Here is a 17,426-nt window from a genome sequence, read left to right as displayed (position 1 = left end):
GCGCCACGGTTGCGCCTGGACCGTGCTGCGGCCCACCCTGGTCTACGGCGCCGGGCTGGACAAGAGCCTTACCCCGATCGCCCGCCGCGCGATGCGGCTGCGGCTGTTCCCGCTGCCATCCGGCCACGGCCTGCGCCAGCCGGTGCATGCGGACGACATCGCGCAGGCGGTGCTGGCCGCACTGGAATGCCCGGCCGCGGCCGGGCGGATCCTGCCGATCGGCGGCGGCGAGCGGCTGCGGTCCGCCGAGATGTTCGCGCGGGTGCGCCGCAGCCTGCCGCGGGCCACCGTGCCGCTGCCGCTGCCGGCGTGGCTGCTGCGGCTGAGCCAGCGCGCGTTGCCGCCGCTGCGCGGACCGCTGAGCCGGCTGGACAGCGACCTGGTCGCCGACAACGGCGAACTGCAGCGCGTGCTGGGCGTCCATCCGCGGCCGTTCCGGCCCGACCCCGCGATGTGGCTGCCGCCCGCGTAGGAGCGCACCTTTGTGCGCGATGCTCTGATGTCAAACGTAGCCAAGAGCATCGCGCACGACCGAAGGAAGTCCCTTGTGGACAGGGTGCGCTCCTACCGTTTCCGTTTTCCCGGGTTGCGCATTGCCCGCATTCGGCCATGAAAACGGCCGCCGCGTTCAGATGCCCGCCGGGTAGCAGGTCCTATGATCGACCCACTTGATTGCCGGATTCCCCCACGTTGGCCTTGATGACCCGCATTCGCCTGCTCGCGAGCCGCAGCTGGCCCTGGCTGCGCATCCCGCTCTGGATCGCCGCGGGCCTGCTGGTGGGCTTCGTGCTGCCGTACACGCTGGTGCTGAACAAGCGCGTGCAGGACCGCTTCAACGACCTGGTGTTCGCGGTGCCGACCCGGGTCTACGCGCGGCCGTTGCCGCTGGCCGCCGGCCTGCCGATGAAACCGGCGGCGCTGGAGCTGGAGCTGACCTTCGCCGGCTACAGCAACGACGGCAGGGGCCAGGTCGCCGGCAGCTGGGCGAAGGAGGGCGCGCGCTACACGATTTCCTCGCGCGGCTATGCCGGGCCGGACGGCGGCGAGCTGCCCAAGCGGATCCGCGTCACCCTCGGCAACGGCATGGTGCAGTCGGTGCAGGACGCCGCCAGCGGCAAGAAGATCGAGCTGGCGCACCTGGATCCGGCGCGCATCGCCACGCTGTACGGCGCCACCCAGGAGGAGCGCCGCTTCGTGCACCTGGCCGACGTGCCGCCGCTGCTGGTCAGCGGCCTGCAGGCGGTCGAGGACCGCGACTTCAAGCACCACATCGGCATCGACGTCGGCGCGATCGTGCGCGCGGCATTCGCCAACCTGCGCGCCGGGCATACCGTGCAGGGCGGCTCCACGCTGACCCAGCAGCTGGTGCGCAACCTGTTCCTCAGCCGCGACCAGAACTTCACGCGCAAGATCAACGAAGCGCTGATGTCGCTGCTGCTGGAGGCGCACTACAGCAAGGGGCGCATCCTCGAGGCCTACGTCAACGACGTGTTCCTCGGCCAGCAGGGTGGCCAGGCGGTGCATGGCTTCGCGGCGGCGGCGGAGTTCTACTTCGGGCGCCGGCTGGAGGACCTGCGGCCGCAGGAGGTCGCGCTGCTGGTCGGCATGGTGAAGGGGCCGAGCTACTACGATCCGCGCCGCTCGCCGGAACGCGCGCTGGCCCGGCGCAACCTGGTGCTGCAGGAGTTCTTCGATACCCGCCTGATCAGCGCCGCCCAGCTCAATGCCGCGCAGGCCGCGCCGCTGGACATCGTGCAGAACGGCCAGCTGCCGCACAACCGCTTCCCGGCGTTCATGGACCTGGTGCGCACGCAGATCACCGCCGATTTCGACGAGCAGGCGTTGCGCGACGGCAACCTGTCGATCTTCACCACGCTCGACCCGGCCGCCCAGCTGTATGCCGAGCAGGCGGTGACCAGCGCGCTGAAGGGCCTCGGCAAGCGCGGCGAGGGCGTGCAGGCCGCGGGCGTGGTGACCGATGCGCACAGCGGCAGCGTGCTGGCGGTGATCGGCAGCAAGATCCCGGGCGACCCGGGCTTCAACCGCGCGATGGATGCGCGCCGGCCGATCGGCTCGACGGTCAAGCCGTTCGTCTACCTGGTCGCGCTGACCCAGCCGGAGCGCTGGAACCTCGCCAGCATGATGGACGACAGCCCGGTCAGCCTGCGCCAGCCCGACGGCAGCTACTGGACGCCGCAGAACGACGACCACCGCAGCCACGATCCGCTGACCATGGTCGATGCGCTGGCGCACTCTTGGAACCTGGCGACGATCCACCTGGGCCTGCAGGTGGGGCTGCCGCGGATCCAGTCGTTCCTGAAATCCTTCGGCATCGGCGAGATCAACCCCAGCCCGTCGCTGCTGATCGGCGCGCTCGACCTGTCGCCGCTGCAGCTGGCCCAGCTGTACCAGTACCTCGCCGCCGACGGCCATGCGCTGCCGCTGGTGGCGGTGCGCGGCGTGCTCGACGGCAACGGTCGCACGATCAAGCGTTACCAGGTGCAGGGCGGCCGCGGTGAATACCAGGAAGCGGTGCGGCTGACCACCTGGGCGATGCAGCAGGTGGCCGAGTACGGCACCGCCAGCGCGCTCGGCAACTCCGCGCTGGCCTCGCTGCACGCCGCCGGCAAGACCGGCACCAGCAACGACATGCGCGACAGCTGGTTCGCCGGTTTCACCGGCGACCACCTGGCGGTGTTCTGGATGGGCCGCGACGACAACAAGCCGACCACCCTGTTCGGCGCCACCGGCGGCCTGCGTGCATGGCGCGACCTGTTCGCCAAGCTGCCGACCACGCCGCTGCCGGCCGCGCCCGGCGAGGGGCTGGAGATGGCCTGGGTCAATCCTTCCAGCGGCAAGCGCAGCGAGCCGCAGTGCGCGGGCGCGCAGCAGGTGCCGGTGATCGACGGCACGCTGTCGGCCGACACCGAGGGCTGCTTCTGGCAGGGTATCCAGAGCCTGTTCGGCGGCAGCGACCATCCCCCCGCCACCGGTGCGGCGAGCCCCGCGCCCAGTCTCCCGAACGGAAATTGATCATGCGTTACCCTGTCCCGCGTTCCCTTCCGCTGCTGGCTGCCGGCTTGCTGGCCGGCTGTGGCATGTTCGCCACCACGCCGCCGCCGCAGGACACCCGGCCGCCGCTGCCGACCTACGACCAGGTGGCGGCGATCCGCGCCGCCGGCGACCGCGACAAATCCGTCATCGACGTCAATCCGTTGCGCGATCCCGGCGTCACCGAACTGCAGGACGCCGCCAGATATGACGAGCAGGGCGGCATGTATGCCGCCGCCGCCGCCAAGCTCGACCAGGCCTTGAAACTCAGCCCGGATTCGCCCGACCTGCTGCAGCAGCGTGCCGAGATGGCGGTGCGCCTGAAGGATTTCTCCGCCGCCGAGAGGTTGGCCCACAAGTCGTGGTCGCTCGGTCCCAAGCTGGGCCCGCTGTGCGCGCGCAACTGGCAGACCATCGCCGAGATGCGCCTGCAGGCGCGCGACCCGGCCGGCGCTGAGACCGCGCGCAAGTGGGTGGGGCAGTGCCACAAGCCCGGGATTCCGCGGTACTGAGCGGACCGCGGGCGTCACGGCAGGTTCCTGCTGCCGTTTTGCCGCGCGTTGCCGCTCCGCCATACTTGGCGGATGAACGACTTCGATGACGCCGGGCCCGACGACGTCGGCGCGCTGCTCGGTGTCGACGGCCCGTTCGCCCGCGAGCTGCCCAACTTCGCGCCGCGGGCGGTGCAGCAGGCGATGGCGCGGGCGGTGCAGCAGGCGATTGCCGGGCGCGACACGCTGATCGCCGAGGCCGGCACCGGCACCGGCAAGACCTATGCCTACCTGGTGCCGGCCCTGCTGTCGGGCGAACGGGTGATCATCTCCACCGGCACCAAGGCGCTGCAGGACCAGCTGTATTTCCGCGACCTGCCGAAGGTGCGCTCGGTGCTCGGCGCGCGGCTGAAGACGGCGCTGCTGAAGGGTCGCGCCAACTACCTGTGCCTGTACCGGCTCGACCAGACCGTGCGCGAAGGCGCCACTTTCGAGCGCGCGCAGGCGGCCCAGCTGGCCACGATCCGCGCGTGGTCCGCGCGCACCCGCCGCGGCGACCGCATGGAGCTGGCCGAAGTGCCGGAGGAGTCGCCGCTGTGGCCGCGGGTCACCTCCACGCCGGAAAACTGTCTCGGCGTGGAGTGTCCGTTCTTCGACGACTGCCACGTGGTGAAGGCACGCCGCGAGGCGCTGGAAGCCGACGTGGTGGTGGTGAACCACCATCTGCTGTTTGCCGACCTGGCGCTGAAGCAGGAAGGCTTCGGCGAGATCCTTCCGGGCGCGGCGGCGTTCATCCTGGACGAGGCGCACCAGATCCCCGAGCTGGCCGGCCAGTTCTTCTCGCAGAGCGTCAGCGCGCGCCAGCTCTCCGAGCTGGCGCAGGACACGCTGACCGAATGCAGCGGCGTCACCGGCGCGATCGGCCTGCTGCTGGAACCGGTGGAAGCGCTGCAGGACGCGTTGCGCAAGCTGCGCCTGGCGCTGGAGCCGCTGCCCGCGCGCGGCGCGTTCCAGTTGCTGGAGGATCGCGCCGGCGTGCGTGCTTCGCTGCACGACCTGCGCGAACTGCTGGCCACCCTGGCCGAATTGCTCGCCTCGCAGGCTGAACGCTCGCGCGGCTTTGCCAACCTGCACGAACGCGCCGAGCTGTTCACCGGGCGACTGGACCGCATCGTCGAGTCGCACGGCGACCACGACGTGCGTTGGTACGAAACCTTCCCGCGCGGCTTCGCGCTGTACGCCACGCCGCTGGACCTAGCGGTGCCGATGCGCGGCCTGCGCGAGCGCACCCAGGCGGCGTGGATCCACACCTCGGCGACGCTGTCGGTGGCCGGCAACTTCGATCACTTCGCGCGCCAGCTCGGCCTGGACGATCCGCAGGCGCTGAGCCTGGACAGCCCGTTCGACTACGCGCACCAGGCGCTGTGCTACCTGCCGCCGGGCCTGCCCGACCCGAACGCACGCGACTACACCGAGCAGGTGATCGAGGCCGTGCTGCCGGTGCTGCACGCCTCCAATGGCCGCGCGTTTCTGCTGTTCACCTCGCACCGTGCGTTGCGCCGCGCCGCCGAACTGCTGCAGGACAAGGTGCCGTGGCCGCTGTTCGTGCAGGGCACCGCGCCGCGGCCGCGGCTGCTGGAGGAATTCCGCGCCAGCGGCCACGGCGTGCTGCTCGGCGCGGCCAGTTTCTGGGAGGGCGTCGACGTGGTCGGCGAGGCGCTCAGCGTGGTGGTGATCGACAAGCTGCCGTTCGCCGCCCCCGACGATCCGGTGCTGACGGCACGGCTCGCCGCACTGGAACAGTCCGGCATCAACCCGTTCATGGGCTGGCAGGTGCCCAGCGCGGCGATCGCGCTGAAGCAGGGCGCCGGCCGGCTGATTCGCGACGTGCACGACCGCGGCGTGCTGGTGCTGTGCGACCCGCGCCTCACCGGCAAGGGCTACGGCAAGCTGTTCCTCGCCAGCCTGCCGCCGATGCCGCGCACGCGCGAGCTGGCGGACGTGCAGGCATTCTTCGACATCGCGAAAACCGCGAGAGCCGCCGCGACTTAGCGGAAACGGCGCACGCCTCGGCCAGGTTCGGCGGACTCGGCGGCAGCTTCTGCAAGCTGCGCGACCTGCCGGGAGGATGGGGGCGGGGACGATTTCCCGGGCGATCGACTGGAAAGGGTGTCGACACTTTAGCCGTGGCGCGGCCGTTCCGACGACGACCGCACCCCTCGAATGGACCCTTGCGCCATGCCCGACACTCAGGCCACCACGACCTCGACCGTCACGTGCACCAGTTCCTCGTGGACGGCCAGTTGCCGGCGGACCTCCTCGGCGTTGATGGCCGTGGCGGCGACCAGCCCGAGGATGCAGGCGTAGCTGCTGCGGCCGACGCGCCAGACGTGCAGGTCGCTGACGGCCGCCGCCGGGAAATGCTCCTTCACCACGTCGCGGATTTCCTCGACCACCGGCTGGTCCATCTCGGCGTCCAGAAGGATCCTGCCGGACTCGCGCAACAGGCCGACAGCCCAGCGAGCCACCACGATCGAACCCACGATACCCATGACGGGATCGAGCCAGGCGGCGCCGTAAAGCTTGCCTCCGACCAGCGCGACGATGGCAAGCACGGAGGTTGCTGCGTCTGCGATGACGTGGACATAGGCCGCACGCAGGTTCACATCGTGGTGGTGGCCAGCATGCCCGTGATCGTGAGCATGCCCGTGACTGTGGCCGGGCTCCCCCTTCAGCAGCCACGCGCACAGCAGGTTGACGCCCAGGCCGACCACCGCGATCAGGATGGCGTCGTCGTAGCGGATCGCGGCGGGCACGAACAGCCGCTCCAGCGACTGGACCATCATCAGCGCGGCGACGACGGCAAGCAGCAGGGCGCTGCTGAAGCCACCGAGTATCTCGATCTTCCACGTGCCGAAGGCGAACCGCCTGTCCTTCGCGTAGCGCCTGGCGAACACATAGGCCATGACGGACAGCCCCATCGCCAGCGCGTGCGAACTCATGTGCCAGCCGTCGGCAAGCAGGGCCATCGAGTTCAGCCAGTAGCCGCCCGCGATTTCCACCACCATCATCGCCGCGGTGATGAACACGACACGCCTCGTGTTGCGCTCCGCCTTCGCGTCGACATGGTTGAACTGGTGGCTGTGCGTGAACGGGGAGACGTCGGGGGTGGGCATGGTTCGTGCTCTGGCGATATACTCCCCTATAGTATACGAGCGGGAGATGATCGCCATGTCCCACATCCGGGAAAACCGGAAGAAACTGGTTGCACGGGTTCGCCGCATCGGCGGTCAGGTGGCTTCGCTCGAACGCGCCATCGAGGGCGACGCCGAGTGCGGCGCCGTGCTGCAACAGCTGGCCGCCGTGCGCGGCGCGATCAACGGCCTGATCCTGCAGGTGATGGAAGGGCACCTGCGCTCCCACGTGGCCGATGCCGGCGACACCAAGCAGCAAGACGAGCTGCTGCCGGTGCTTGGGGTGCTGAAGAGCTACCTCAAGTAGCTGCCAGGTCGGCAGTCCGCGGGAAACCGAGCCGCCGTTGGGCATGCCGACCCCGGTCCGGGTGCACTTTTCAGTCATTACATCTGGCCGACTGCGGGCAGCGGAACTGCAAGACGGTGCGTCGTGTTGGCCGCCTGCTGTCCTCCGCAACCTGTCCGTTGCTTCCGCATCTGCGTATGAGGGTTCGCGGGCACGATGGCATCAGGGCGGCTACCGCGCAGGCGATGGAATGGCGGCGTCAGTCGAGCGGCGCGCCGAAGCGCTCGCCTCGCGGCAGGTAGTGATGATCCGGGTCGAGTGAGGCGACCACGTGGCGAGCGCGGCCGACGATCTCGTTGCGCGGGAAGAAGCCGAAGTAGCGCGAGTCCATGCTGTTGTCGCGGTCGTCGCCGAGCAGCAAATACCGGCCGGGCGGCACCTGCACCGGGCCGAAGCCGCTGGCCGGGCTGGGGCGATAGTCGGACAGGCGGATCGCGTGGCGCATCGTGCCGTAGCGTTCGATTTCGTAGTGCGCTGGGTTGCGCAGGTCGTCGTGGATGCCGGCGTAGCTGTCGGTGGCGTAGCGGGCAGTGTGGCCGTTGATGAACAGCACGTTGCCGCGCATCGCCACCTGGTCGCCGGGCAGGCCGATCACCCGCTTCACCAATCGCTCGTTGGCGGCACGGGAGTCCAGCACCACGATGTCGCCGCGTTGCGGATCGGCCAGGTGCAGCAGCGAGACGCGGGTCAGCGGCAGGCGCACGTCATAGGCCAGCTTGTCGACCAGGATGCGGTCGCCGATGCGGATGGTGGGCTGCATCGAGCCGGTCGGCACCACGTTCCAGTCGGCCACCGCGCTGCGGAACACGATCATGCACAGCATGAAGGTGATGAAGCCCTTGTTGCGGGCCAGGAACCGCGCGATCGCGTGCATGGCATTCCCCTGTCGTGGCCGGTCGGTTTGCCCGTCCAGGCAGTGACCGCGGCGGCGGCGCGAAGTTTCGCGGTCATCCGCATGCCATCTTGCGGCCTGCGGGCTGGCCGCGATTGCCCGCGTTGCCGCCGTTGGGACTGTTGTGATCGGCACTCCGGATCAAGGGAGTGCTTGGGACATGGGCAAGTGGACACGGACGGCGACCGCCAAGGTGCTGGGCATCGGCGTGCTGGCGTTGCTGATGACGATACCGCTGATGCAGGTGCGCGAGCTGGTAGGCGAACGGCAGCAATTGCGCGAGGGGGCGATCGCGCAGATCGCGCAGGGTTGGGGCGGCGCCCAGGTGCTGGGCGGGCTGGTACTGGTGGTGCCCACGCTGCGCCAGGTGCCGGTGGCGGAGAACCAGCCGCCGCAGTGGCGCGCCGGCAGCGAGAACATGCTGGCCGATGCATTGAAGCTGGACGTGGCGATGGCGGTGGAGACGCGCAGTTACGGCATCTATGCCGCGCCGGTGTTCGTCGCCACGGTGAAACTCGACAGCCGGTTCCGGGCTGAGGACCTGGCCCAGTTCCGCCGCGCCAGCAGTGCGCCATGGCAGGGCGACAAGGCCGAGCTGCGCTTGGCCGTAGGCGACCTGCGCGGCCTGCAGGAGGTGAGCGAGCTGCGCATCAACGGCCGGCCGGCGCGCTTCGAGTCGTCGGCCGAGCGGCTCGGCCCGTGGCCGAACGTGGTGGTGCCGATCGACCTGGATGTGCTGGGCGGGCAGCCGATCGACGTGCAGATTACGCTGAAGCTGGCCGGCACCGAGGCACTGCAGTTGCTGCCGCTGGCGCGCAGCACCGACGTGACCATGCGCGCGCCGTGGAGTGATCCCAGCTTCGTCGGCGCGGCGCTGCCGCTGGCACACCGGATCGACGCGCAGGGCTTCAGCGCGCACTGGCACCTGCTCGACCTCAACCGCAGCTATGGCCAGCACTGGACCGACGCCGACAGCGACATGGGAGCCGCGCTGCAGGCTTCCACCTTCGGCGTGCAGCTGTACCAGCCGGTCGACGTGTACCAGCGCAACGTGCGCGCGGGGAAGTACGGGCTGCTGTTCATCGCGATGACCTTCGTGGCGTTCTTCCTGTTCGAAGTGCTCAAGCGGTTGCGCGTGCACCCGGTGCAATACCTGCTGGTCGGCGCGGCGCTGGCCACGTTCTACGTGGTGCTGCTGGCGTTGTCCGAGCAGATCGGCTTCGGCCCGGCCTACGCGCTGGCCGCTACCGCTGTGGCCCTGCTGGTCGGCGGCTACGCGATGGCGGTGCTGCGCGCGCGGCGTGCCGGGCTGCTGCTGGGCGGCGTGCTGGGGCTGATCTACGCGATGCTGTACGGGCTGATCGCCGCCGAGCAGTACGCGCTGCTGATCGGCGCGCTGGTGCTGCTGGCGATGGTGGGCCTGATGATGTACCTGACCCGCCGCATCGACTGGTACGCCTACACCACGACCGCGGCCGAGCCGCCAGCCGCTATCATGGGGCGACCATGAACCTGCTCGCGATCGAAACCGCCACCGAAGCCTGCTCCGTCGCCCTGATCCACGGCGACGAACTGATCGCCCGCAGCGAGATCGCGCCGCGCCGGCACACCGAACTGGTGCTGCCGATGGCCGACGAACTGCTGGCCGAGGCCGGCATCGGCCGCCACGCGCTGGACGCGATCGCGGTGGGCCGCGGCCCCGGCGCGTTCACCGGCGTGCGCCTGGGCGTGTCGCTGGCGCAGGGCATGGCGCTGGCGCTTGACCTGCCGGTGGTCACCGTCTCCTCGCTGGCCGCGCTGGCGCTGGAAGCGCCGGAGGAAGAGGGCGCCGCGATCCTCGCCGTGATCGACGCGCGCATGGGCGAGATCTACGCCGCCTGCTATCGCCGCGACGACAACGGCGGCCTGGTCGCGCTGGACGACGAACGCATCTGCACCGCCGCGTCGCTGATGCTGCCCGAGGCCAGCGCCTGGCAGGTGGTCGGCACCGGCTGGGCCACCTACGCCACCGTGCTGAGCCAGCGCCTCACCGGCACCCTGCATTCCGCCGACGGCTCGCGCTACCCGCAGGCCGTACACGTCGCCGAGCTGGCGCTGCGCGAATTCAAGGCCGGTCACGCGCAGGCGCCGGAGCTGGCCTTGCCGGTGTACCTGCGTGACAAGGTGGCGTTAACGCTGGTGGAGCAGGGGAAGGCTTGAAGTAAAGGAACGGGGTGCCCCGATGTTTCCTTCTCCTGCCAGCAGGGGAAGATGCCGACTGCGAAGGCAGGGTGCCGAAGCGAACCGCGAAGCCGGTCCGAAGGGCGTGCCGCAGGAGCGGCACATAAGGCGGAAGGGGGCTCTTGCGGTTGCCTCCCTCATTTCTGCGGTCAAAGCTGCCCGATCACCCATTGCACCGCCAAGCTGCTCACCGCCACCGCAATCCACACGCCCAGCCCCAGCAGGATCGGCCGCGCGCCGCTGGCGGCCATCTTGCGCAGGTTGGCGGACAGACCGATCGCGGTGAGCGCCACGATGATCAGGAACTCGGCCAGCAGGTGAATCGCCGGCTGGATCGCGATGGGAATCAGGCCGGCGGTGCGGATTCCCGAGGCGACCAGAAACCACAGGATGAACCACGGGAAGATGCTGGCAAGGCTGAAGTGGCCGACGCTGCCGGCTTGCGCGTGCCGGCGCTTCTCGCGCGCGGCGACGGCGAGGGCGAGCACCAAGCAGACCGGGATGATCAGGGTGGCGCGGGTCAGCTTGACGATGGTGGCGTAGTCGCCGGCGGCCTGGCTGTAGCTGTAGCCGGCGGCGACCACCGACGAGGTGTCGTTGATCGCGGTGCCGGCCCACAGGCCGAAGCCCAGGTCGCTCAAATGCATCAGGTGGCCGAGCAGCGGGAACAGCAGCACCGCGACCAGGTTGAACAGGAAGATGGTGGAGATCGCGAACGCGGTGTCGTGGTCGTCCGGGCGGATGATCGGCGTGACCGCGGCGATCGCCGAGCCGCCGCAGATCGCGGTGCCCACGCCGATCAGCACCTTCAGCTTGTCGTGCACGCCGAGCCAGCGGCCGAGCAGCCAGGCGGCGAGGAAGGCCACCGTCATCGTCACCAGGGTCACCGACAGCGATTCGAGGCCGGTCTTCGCCACCTGGTCGAGGCTGAGCCCGAAGCCCAGCGCGATGATCGACCACTGCAGCACTTTCTTGCCGGCGAACGCGATGCCGGAGCTGTAGCGCTCGCCCGGCGACAGCAGGTTGCGCACCGCGATGCCCAGCACGATGCCGATCACCGGGCCGCCCACCAGCGGCGCCCAGCGCCCCAGCAACAGCGCCAGCAGGCCGATCGCCACCGCCAGCAGCAGGCCGGGGGTGCGTTGCCGCAGAAGCGATGGGGTGGCTACGAGGGATGGCGCGTTCATGCATGGACTCCGGCAATCGCGCCATTGTCCGCTCGCGCATCAATCAGGAAAATTTGGAATATATGATCGGATGTATAAGATAGGCTGATGATCAACATCAGCCCGCGCCAGCTGGACGTGTTCGTGCAGATCGCGCTGCACGGCAGCGTGCGCGCCGCCGCTGAGCGCCTGCACCTGACCCAGCCGGCCGCCAGCATGGCGTTGGCGGAGATGGAGCGGCAGCTGGATGCGTCGCTGTTCGACCGCGAGCGCGGCCGCTTGCGCCTGAATGCGCGCGGGCGCGAACTGCTGCCGCTGGCGCAGGAACTGCTGGAACGCCATGCCGAATTCGGCCGGCGCGGGCGCGAGGAAGGCGCAGCGCTGGGCGGCGAGCTGCGCATCGGCGCCAGCAATACGGTGGGCAATTACCTGGTGGGCGAACTGCTCGGCGGTTTCGTGCGCGCGCATCCGCAGGTGGCGATCCGCCTGCGCGTGGCGAATACCGAGACGATCGCCGCCGCCATGCTCGAGCACGGCCTGGACATCGGCTGCGTCGAAGGCCCGGTGGCGCACCCGCTGCTGGAGGTGCGGCCGTGGCGCGACGACCTGCTGGTGGTGTGCGCGCCGCCGGAGCATTCGCTGGCGCGCAAGCGCAGCCTGAAACCGGCGGATTTCGCTGGCGCGCGCTGGGTGCTGCGCGAGCCCGGTTCGGCCACGCGGGCCACCAGCGAGCGCGTGCTGGCGCAGCTGCCGCCCGGCGAAACCGTGCTGGAACTGGACCAGATCGAGGCGATCAAGCAGGCCGTGGTGGCCGGGCTGGGCATCGCCTGCCTGCCGGCAGTGGCAGTCACCGACGCGCTGGCCACCGGCCGCCTGAAGGCGCTGAAGACGCCGTTCCTCGACCTGCGCCGCAAGCTCTCGCTGCTGCTGCACCGGCAGAAGTACCGCGGCGCCTTGCTGGATGCGTTCCTGGAAGAAGTGTGAGGCGCGGCCACGGCGCGCGCTGGTTTTCCGGCGCAGCCGTGCGGGGAGCCTGTTCGCGCGGGATTCAGCGGGCGGGCGCGCCGATGATTTCCGCCAGCATCGCCTCGGCTTTCTCGTGCGTGGGCGCATTCAGCAGCCGCGCGGCGTGGCGGCGCAGGTGTGCGTGGTCGAGCGTGGCGAGGCGGTCGCGCACCTGCAGGATCTGCGCCGGGTGCATGCTGAACTCGTCGAGTCCGAGCAGCAGCAGCAGCGCGGTGAAGTTCACGTCGCCGGCAATCTCGCCGCACAGGCTTACCGGCTTTTTCGCGCGGCGCCCGGCGCCGAGCACGTGCGAGATCAGCCGCAGCAGCGCCGGCTGCAGCGGGTTGTAGATGTTCTCCAGCGCATCGTTGCCGCGATCGGCGGCGAGCACGTACTGCGCCAGGTCGTTGGTGCCGATGGCGAGGAAGTCGGCGTGCTCCAGCAGGGCGCGCACGTTGATCGCCGCGGCCGGCACCTCGATCATCGCGCCCAGCGGCAGCTTCTCCGGCAGGTCGATGGACTCGCGTTTCAGGTCCTGCCGCGCCAGCTTGAACAGCGTGCGCACCGCGATCATTTCATCCGGCTGGGTCACCATCGGCACCAGCACGCGCACCGGGCCGTAGCAGGCGGCGCGCAGGATCGCGCGGATCTGCGTGGTGAACACCGCCGGGTAGCGCAGCGACAGGCGGACGCCGCGCACGCCGAGCGCCGGGTTGTCCTCGCCGCGCAGGGTGAGCCCGGCCGCGTCGGCCTTGTCGGCGCCCAGGTCCAGCGTGCGGATCGTCACCGGCAGGCCGCCCATGCCCATCACCAGGTCGCGGTAGGCGATGAACTGCTCATCTTCCGACGGCAGCCCCTTGTGCTTGAGGAACAGGAACTCGGTGCGGTACAGGCCCACGCCGTCGGCGCCGCGGGCGCGCGCCATCGCCACGTCGGCCGGCGTCTCGGCGTTCGCCAGCAGGGCGATCTCGACGCCGTCGCGGGTGCGCGTGGGCGCGTTCGCCAGCTTGGCCAGCCGGCGGCCTTCGGCCGCGGCCTCGCGCTGCCAGGCGCGGTAGCGCGACAGGTCCTGCGCGGCCGGGTGCACGATCGCCTCGCCGCGTTCGGCGTCGAGCAGGATCAGGTCGTCGTCGTGGATGTTGGACAGCGCGTCGCGGGTGCCCACCAGCATCGGCAAGCCGAGGCTGCGCGCCAGGATCGCGCTGTGCGAATACGCGCTGCCGGAACTGGCGACCACGCCGAGCAGGCCGTTGCCGGCCAGCTGCGCCATGTCGGCCGGCGCAATGGAGTCGGCGATCAGGATCTCGCCCACGCGCGCGGCCAGCTTGCGTTCCTCCGGGCTGGTCTGCCGCTGCAGCGCGGAGATCACCCGGTTGATCACCTGCTCGACGTCTTCCTTGCGGCTTCGCAGGTAGGGGTCGTCCATCGCCTCGAACACGGCGGACAGGCGGTCGCGCTGCTTCTTCAGCGCGGCGCCGGGGCGGTAGTGGCCGATCCGCACCAGGTCGTCCAGTCCGCGCAGCAGCTCGGCGTCGTCCAGCAGCAGGCTGTGCGCGTCGATGAATTCGTTGACCTCGCGCGCCAGCGCACCGTGCAGCTTGCCGCGCAGTTCGCGCAGTTCCTGCCGCGCGGTGTCCAGCGCCTGGTGCAGCTTCACCAGTTCGCTCTCGATCTCTTCCTCGGCCAGCGGCCGGGTGTCGACGGTGTAGCGGCTGGGCTGCACCAGCCGCGCGCGGCCCAGGGCCATGCCGTGGGCGGCGATGGTGCCGGTGAGGAGGTGCCTCATGGGCGGCTCCTGGCGGAGCCGGAAATCGGGAATCGGGGTTCGGGATTCGGCAAAGCACGCTGCGGCAAGACTTGCCGCAGCGATCGGCACGCAGCTCCTGCCTTTGCGAATCCCGAATCCAGAATGACGGATCCCATCGCTCCTAGCCTCCCTCGTCGAACTTGCGCTCGAACAGCTCGACCACCGCGGCCAGCGCGGACGCCTCGTCGGGCCCGTCGGCGCGGATGGTCACCGGGCTGCCGATGCCGGCGGCCAGCATCATCACGCCCATGATGCTCTGCGCATTGACTTCGCGGCCCTTGCTGACCAGCCATACGGTGGATTTGAAACCCTGCACCAGTTGCACCAGCTTGGCCGAGGCGCGGGCGTGCAGCCCCAGCTTGTTGGAAACGACGATTTCTTGCTCAAGCATGGTCGATGAAGATTCCCCCGCGGCCACCGCTGGCCGCGATCTCGGCCAGTTCGTCCAGTGGTTTTTCCGCATAGTTGAGTACGCGCAGCAGCATCGGCAGGTTGAGGCCGGAGACGCAGCGCAGGTGTACGCCGAGCGCGCCCAGCGACAGGCCGATGTTGCACGGCGTGGCGCCGTAGAGGTCGGCCAGCACCAGCACGCCGTCGCCGGTGTCGAGCTCGCGCGCGTGGCGCGCGGTGAGCTGGCGCATCACGTCGGGGTCCGATTCCGGCGGAATCTCCACCGCCGCCACCTGCAGCGGCAGCTTCGGCATCACGTGGTGCGCAGCGGAGATCAGCGCGTGGCCGACCGCCTCGTGGGTCATCAGCAGCACGCCGACGCTCATGGCCGGCGACCTGCGGGGGCGATGTGCAGCGGCAGATCGGTCATCACTCGAGCTCGCGATGGAAGGTGAGCACGCCCTCGCGGCGCGCGCGGTAGTGCGCGGCGAGCTTCTCGACCAGGTAGACCGAACGGTGGCGGCCGCCGGTGCAGCCGATCGAGATGGTCACGTAGCTGCGGTCGTCCTGCTCGAAGCGCGGCAGCCAGGCGTCCAGCCAGCGTGTGGTGTCGGCGAAGTATTCACCCACCAGCGGCTCGGCGTCGAGGAAGTCGCGCACCGGCTTGTCCTTGCCCGACAGCGGCCGCAGGTGCGCATGCCAGTGCGGGTTCGGCAGGCAGCGCGCGTCGAACACGAAGTCCGCGTCCAGCGGCAGCCCGCGCTTGAACGCGAACGACTGGAACATCAGGGTCAGCCCCTCGGTCGCCTGCGCGTAGCCGGTGGCGACCAGCCGGCGCAGCTGGTGCACGTTGAGTTCGCTGGAGTCGATCACCTTCTCGGCGATCGCCATCAGCGGGCGCAGCAGGCGGCGTTCCTCGGCGATCGCGTCGGCCAGCGACAGCCCGCGGGTAGCCAGCGGGTGGCGGCGGCGGGTTTCCGAGAAGCGCTTCATCAGCACCTCGTCGCGGCAATCCAGGAAGATCAGGTGCACCTGCACGCCGGCGGCGGCCAATTCCGACAGCACGGTCGGCATGTGCGCGAAGTCGGCACCGCGGTTGCGCACGTCCACGCCCACCGCGATGCGTCGGTGCTTGCTGCCGCTGCCTTCGACCACCGCGCCGACCAGTTGCGGAAGCAGGGCCGACGGCAGGTTGTCGACGCAGTAGAACTCCAGGTCCTCCAGCGCGCGCAGCGCCACCGTCTTGCCGCCGCCGGACATGCCGGTGAGCACGATCAGGTGGATTTCGCGCGGGTCGACCCGCGGGTTCGGGGAGGGGAAGTCGTCGCTCATGCACTCACCATGGGGGCAGCCGCTGCAGCTGGTGCGCCTGGCGGTCGATGAAGGTCTGCGCGGGATCGATGCCCTTGCTCTTCAGCGCGTGGTTGCGCACGGCGGCCTCGACCAGCACCGCCAGGTTGCGGCCCGAGGCCACCGGGATGGTGATCATCGGCACCGCCACGTCGAAGATCTCGCGGTGGCCGATGTCGCCGGTGAGGCGGGTCAGCGCGTCGGTCTCCTCGCCCTCGCGCAGCGGCTTGAGGTGGATCACCAGGCGCAGGTACTTGGAGATCTTGACCGACATGTGGCCGAACATCTCGCGCACGTTGAGCACGCCCAGCCCGCGCACTTCCAGCAGGTCCTGCAGCAGTTCGGGGCAGCTGCCGTCGATCACGTCCGGCGCGATCAGGGTGAATTCGGTGGCGTCGTCGGCGACCAGGCGGTGGCCGCGGCTTATCAGCTCCAGCGCCAGCTCGCTCTTGCCGGAGCCGGCCTCGCCGGTGATCAGCACGCCGATCGAGAACACCTCGAGGAACACGCCGTGCAGGGTGACCTTCGCCGCCAGCATGCGCGCCAGGTGGTACTGCAGGTAGGTGAGCAGCTCGTGGCCGCGCTTGGGGCTGATCCACAGCGGCGTGTCGGTTTCCTCGGCGACCTCGCGCAGGTCGGCCGGCACGGCCTGGTCCTTGGTGACGATCAGCGCCACCGGCTGGTAGGCGGCGATCTTGTGCATCACCTCCCAGCGCTGGCGCGAGTCCAGCCCGTCGAGGTAGTTCAGCTCCTCCGAGCCGATGATCTGGATCTTGTTCGGGTAGATGACGTTGAGGTAGCCGATCAGCGACGGCCGGCGCGCCTGCGCCGCGCCCGGCTCGAGCGCGCGCGATTCCCCGCGCATGCCGGAAACCCAGCGCAGGGCCATGCGTTCGTGGACGCTGTCGTAGAGCTGTCGTGCGCTGATCCGATCCAAGCCGAGGTCCTTTGCGCCGCGTGCCGTGGCCCGGTGGACCTTCGCGGCAGTGGGGCCATTGTGCCAGCTTGGACGATGGCGCGTGTCCGGAGGGTAAAACGGCCCGCCCTGTCCGGGGCGGGCCGTGACGGGCGGAAGCCCGGAGTGGTCAGCCGTACTGGCGCTCTTCGCGGGTTTCGCGCTGATGCTTGTCGGCGACCTTTTCGCGGTACCTGCGCAGCTGGTTGACCAGCTTGTCGAACAATACGTCGATGGAGGCGTACATGTCGGCCTCGGTGGCTTCGGCGTGCAGGGTGGCGCCGATGACGCCGAGGGTCCCCTCGGCGCGGTGCTGGAGCTTGTCGACGGAGAGCACGATCGCGAGGCTCTTCAATTTATCGTCGAGGCGGGTGAGGCGGTCGAGCTTGGCGGTGGCGTGGTCGCGCAGGGCCGGGGTGACTTCAATCTGCTGGCCGCTGAGTTGGAATTGCATGGTGCGCCTCCTCTGGTGGTGCAGTGCCGCTTTTCGCGGCGGGTGGACGCGCGGGGCGTGGGGAGTCGCCGCGCATCGTGAATCATCCTTTAGCAGGTATGGGAG

At 69.6% G+C, this 17,426-nt stretch carries 17 protein-coding genes; 8 read left to right on the top strand and 9 right to left on the bottom strand.

Annotated features, from left to right (window positions below; all coding sequences use genetic code 11):
* The 4 genes from RHOFW104R8_RS12250 to RHOFW104R8_RS12235 all read left to right on the top strand — a co-directional run.
* The coding region (locus RHOFW104R8_RS12250) for an NAD-dependent epimerase/dehydratase family protein (protein WP_153023052.1) at positions 1-472 on the top strand (472 nt) is incomplete at its 5' end.
* Positions 473-690: 218 nt separating this feature from the next.
* Positions 691-3,033: a penicillin-binding protein 1B gene (gene mrcB, locus RHOFW104R8_RS12245; RefSeq protein WP_068095948.1), complete on the top strand. Its 2,343-nt coding sequence runs from the start codon at positions 691-693 to the stop codon at positions 3,031-3,033.
* A gap of 2 nt (positions 3,034-3,035) precedes the next feature.
* Positions 3,036-3,563: a M48 family metallopeptidase gene (locus tag RHOFW104R8_RS12240; RefSeq protein WP_068095946.1), complete on the top strand. Its 528-nt coding sequence runs from the start codon at positions 3,036-3,038 to the stop codon at positions 3,561-3,563.
* 72 nt (positions 3,564-3,635) lie between these two features.
* Entirely contained in the window at positions 3,636-5,594 is a 1,959-nt protein-coding gene (locus RHOFW104R8_RS12235; RefSeq protein ID WP_068095944.1) for an ATP-dependent DNA helicase, read from the top strand.
* Positions 5,595-5,791: 197 nt separating this feature from the next.
* Here RHOFW104R8_RS12235 and dmeF read toward each other — a convergent pair whose 3' ends face one another.
* Entirely contained in the window at positions 5,792-6,718 is a 927-nt protein-coding gene (gene dmeF, locus RHOFW104R8_RS12230; RefSeq protein WP_068095942.1) for a CDF family Co(II)/Ni(II) efflux transporter DmeF, read from the bottom strand.
* Between the two features lie 55 nt (positions 6,719-6,773).
* Between dmeF and RHOFW104R8_RS12225 the strand changes: the two genes are divergently transcribed.
* Complete coding sequence (locus RHOFW104R8_RS12225) at positions 6,774-7,043, top strand: metal/formaldehyde-sensitive transcriptional repressor (RefSeq protein WP_068095940.1); 270 nt, start codon at positions 6,774-6,776, stop codon at positions 7,041-7,043.
* A gap of 238 nt (positions 7,044-7,281) precedes the next feature.
* Here the strand turns inward: RHOFW104R8_RS12225 and lepB are convergent, their stop codons facing one another.
* Positions 7,282-7,956 (bottom strand): signal peptidase I, encoded by a 675-nt coding sequence (gene lepB, locus RHOFW104R8_RS12220; protein WP_068095938.1) that lies wholly within the window; start codon positions 7,954-7,956, stop codon positions 7,282-7,284.
* Between the two features lie 178 nt (positions 7,957-8,134).
* On the opposite strand from lepB, the gene creD reads away from it, so the two are divergent.
* Complete coding sequence (creD, locus tag RHOFW104R8_RS12215) at positions 8,135-9,484, top strand: cell envelope integrity protein CreD (RefSeq protein ID WP_068095936.1); 1,350 nt, start codon at positions 8,135-8,137, stop codon at positions 9,482-9,484.
* Positions 9,481-10,173 (top strand): tRNA (adenosine(37)-N6)-threonylcarbamoyltransferase complex dimerization subunit type 1 TsaB, encoded by a 693-nt coding sequence (gene tsaB / locus RHOFW104R8_RS12210; RefSeq protein ID WP_068095934.1) that lies wholly within the window; start codon positions 9,481-9,483, stop codon positions 10,171-10,173. Before creD ends, tsaB begins: the two co-directional genes overlap by 4 nt.
* 170 nt (positions 10,174-10,343) lie before the next feature.
* Here the strand turns inward: tsaB and RHOFW104R8_RS12205 are convergent, their stop codons facing one another.
* On the bottom strand, positions 10,344-11,381 hold the full coding sequence (locus RHOFW104R8_RS12205) for a YeiH family protein (protein WP_068095932.1): 1,038 nt from the start codon (positions 11,379-11,381) through the stop codon (positions 10,344-10,346).
* Positions 11,382-11,468: 87 nt separating this feature from the next.
* Between RHOFW104R8_RS12205 and RHOFW104R8_RS12200 the strand changes: the two genes are divergently transcribed.
* Positions 11,469-12,344: a LysR family transcriptional regulator gene (locus RHOFW104R8_RS12200; protein WP_068095930.1), complete on the top strand. Its 876-nt coding sequence runs from the start codon at positions 11,469-11,471 to the stop codon at positions 12,342-12,344.
* A gap of 64 nt (positions 12,345-12,408) precedes the next feature.
* Here the strand turns inward: RHOFW104R8_RS12200 and ptsP are convergent, their stop codons facing one another.
* The 6 genes from ptsP to hpf form a co-directional block, all read right to left on the bottom strand.
* Positions 12,409-14,151, bottom strand: a complete 1,743-nt coding sequence (gene ptsP, locus RHOFW104R8_RS12195; protein WP_068095928.1) for a phosphoenolpyruvate--protein phosphotransferase — start codon at positions 14,149-14,151, stop codon at positions 12,409-12,411.
* A 142-nt stretch (positions 14,152-14,293) separates the two neighbouring features.
* Positions 14,294-14,563: an HPr family phosphocarrier protein gene (locus tag RHOFW104R8_RS12190; protein ID WP_068095926.1), complete on the bottom strand. Its 270-nt coding sequence runs from the start codon at positions 14,561-14,563 to the stop codon at positions 14,294-14,296.
* Positions 14,556-14,948 (bottom strand): PTS sugar transporter subunit IIA, encoded by a 393-nt coding sequence (locus tag RHOFW104R8_RS12185; RefSeq protein ID WP_068095924.1) that lies wholly within the window; start codon positions 14,946-14,948, stop codon positions 14,556-14,558. The genes RHOFW104R8_RS12190 and RHOFW104R8_RS12185 overlap by 8 nt, the downstream gene beginning before the upstream one ends.
* A gap of 43 nt (positions 14,949-14,991) precedes the next feature.
* Positions 14,992-15,894 (bottom strand): RNase adapter RapZ, encoded by a 903-nt coding sequence (gene rapZ / locus RHOFW104R8_RS12180; RefSeq protein WP_068095922.1) that lies wholly within the window; start codon positions 15,892-15,894, stop codon positions 14,992-14,994.
* Between the two features lie 4 nt (positions 15,895-15,898).
* Positions 15,899-16,849, bottom strand: coding sequence for an HPr(Ser) kinase/phosphatase (gene hprK, locus RHOFW104R8_RS12175; protein ID WP_082823615.1), 951 nt, complete (start codon positions 16,847-16,849; stop codon positions 15,899-15,901).
* Positions 16,850-16,997: 148 nt separating this feature from the next.
* Positions 16,998-17,321 (bottom strand): ribosome hibernation-promoting factor, HPF/YfiA family, encoded by a 324-nt coding sequence (gene hpf / locus RHOFW104R8_RS12170; protein ID WP_068095920.1) that lies wholly within the window; start codon positions 17,319-17,321, stop codon positions 16,998-17,000.
* Positions 17,322-17,426 lie beyond the last annotated feature (105 nt).

Source organism: Rhodanobacter sp. FW104-R8, assembly GCF_001617365.1.
Taxonomy (GTDB): domain Bacteria; phylum Pseudomonadota; class Gammaproteobacteria; order Xanthomonadales; family Rhodanobacteraceae; genus Rhodanobacter.
The sequence above is the reverse complement of the archived record's forward strand: the minus strand, read 5'-3'. Positions and strand labels throughout refer to the sequence as shown.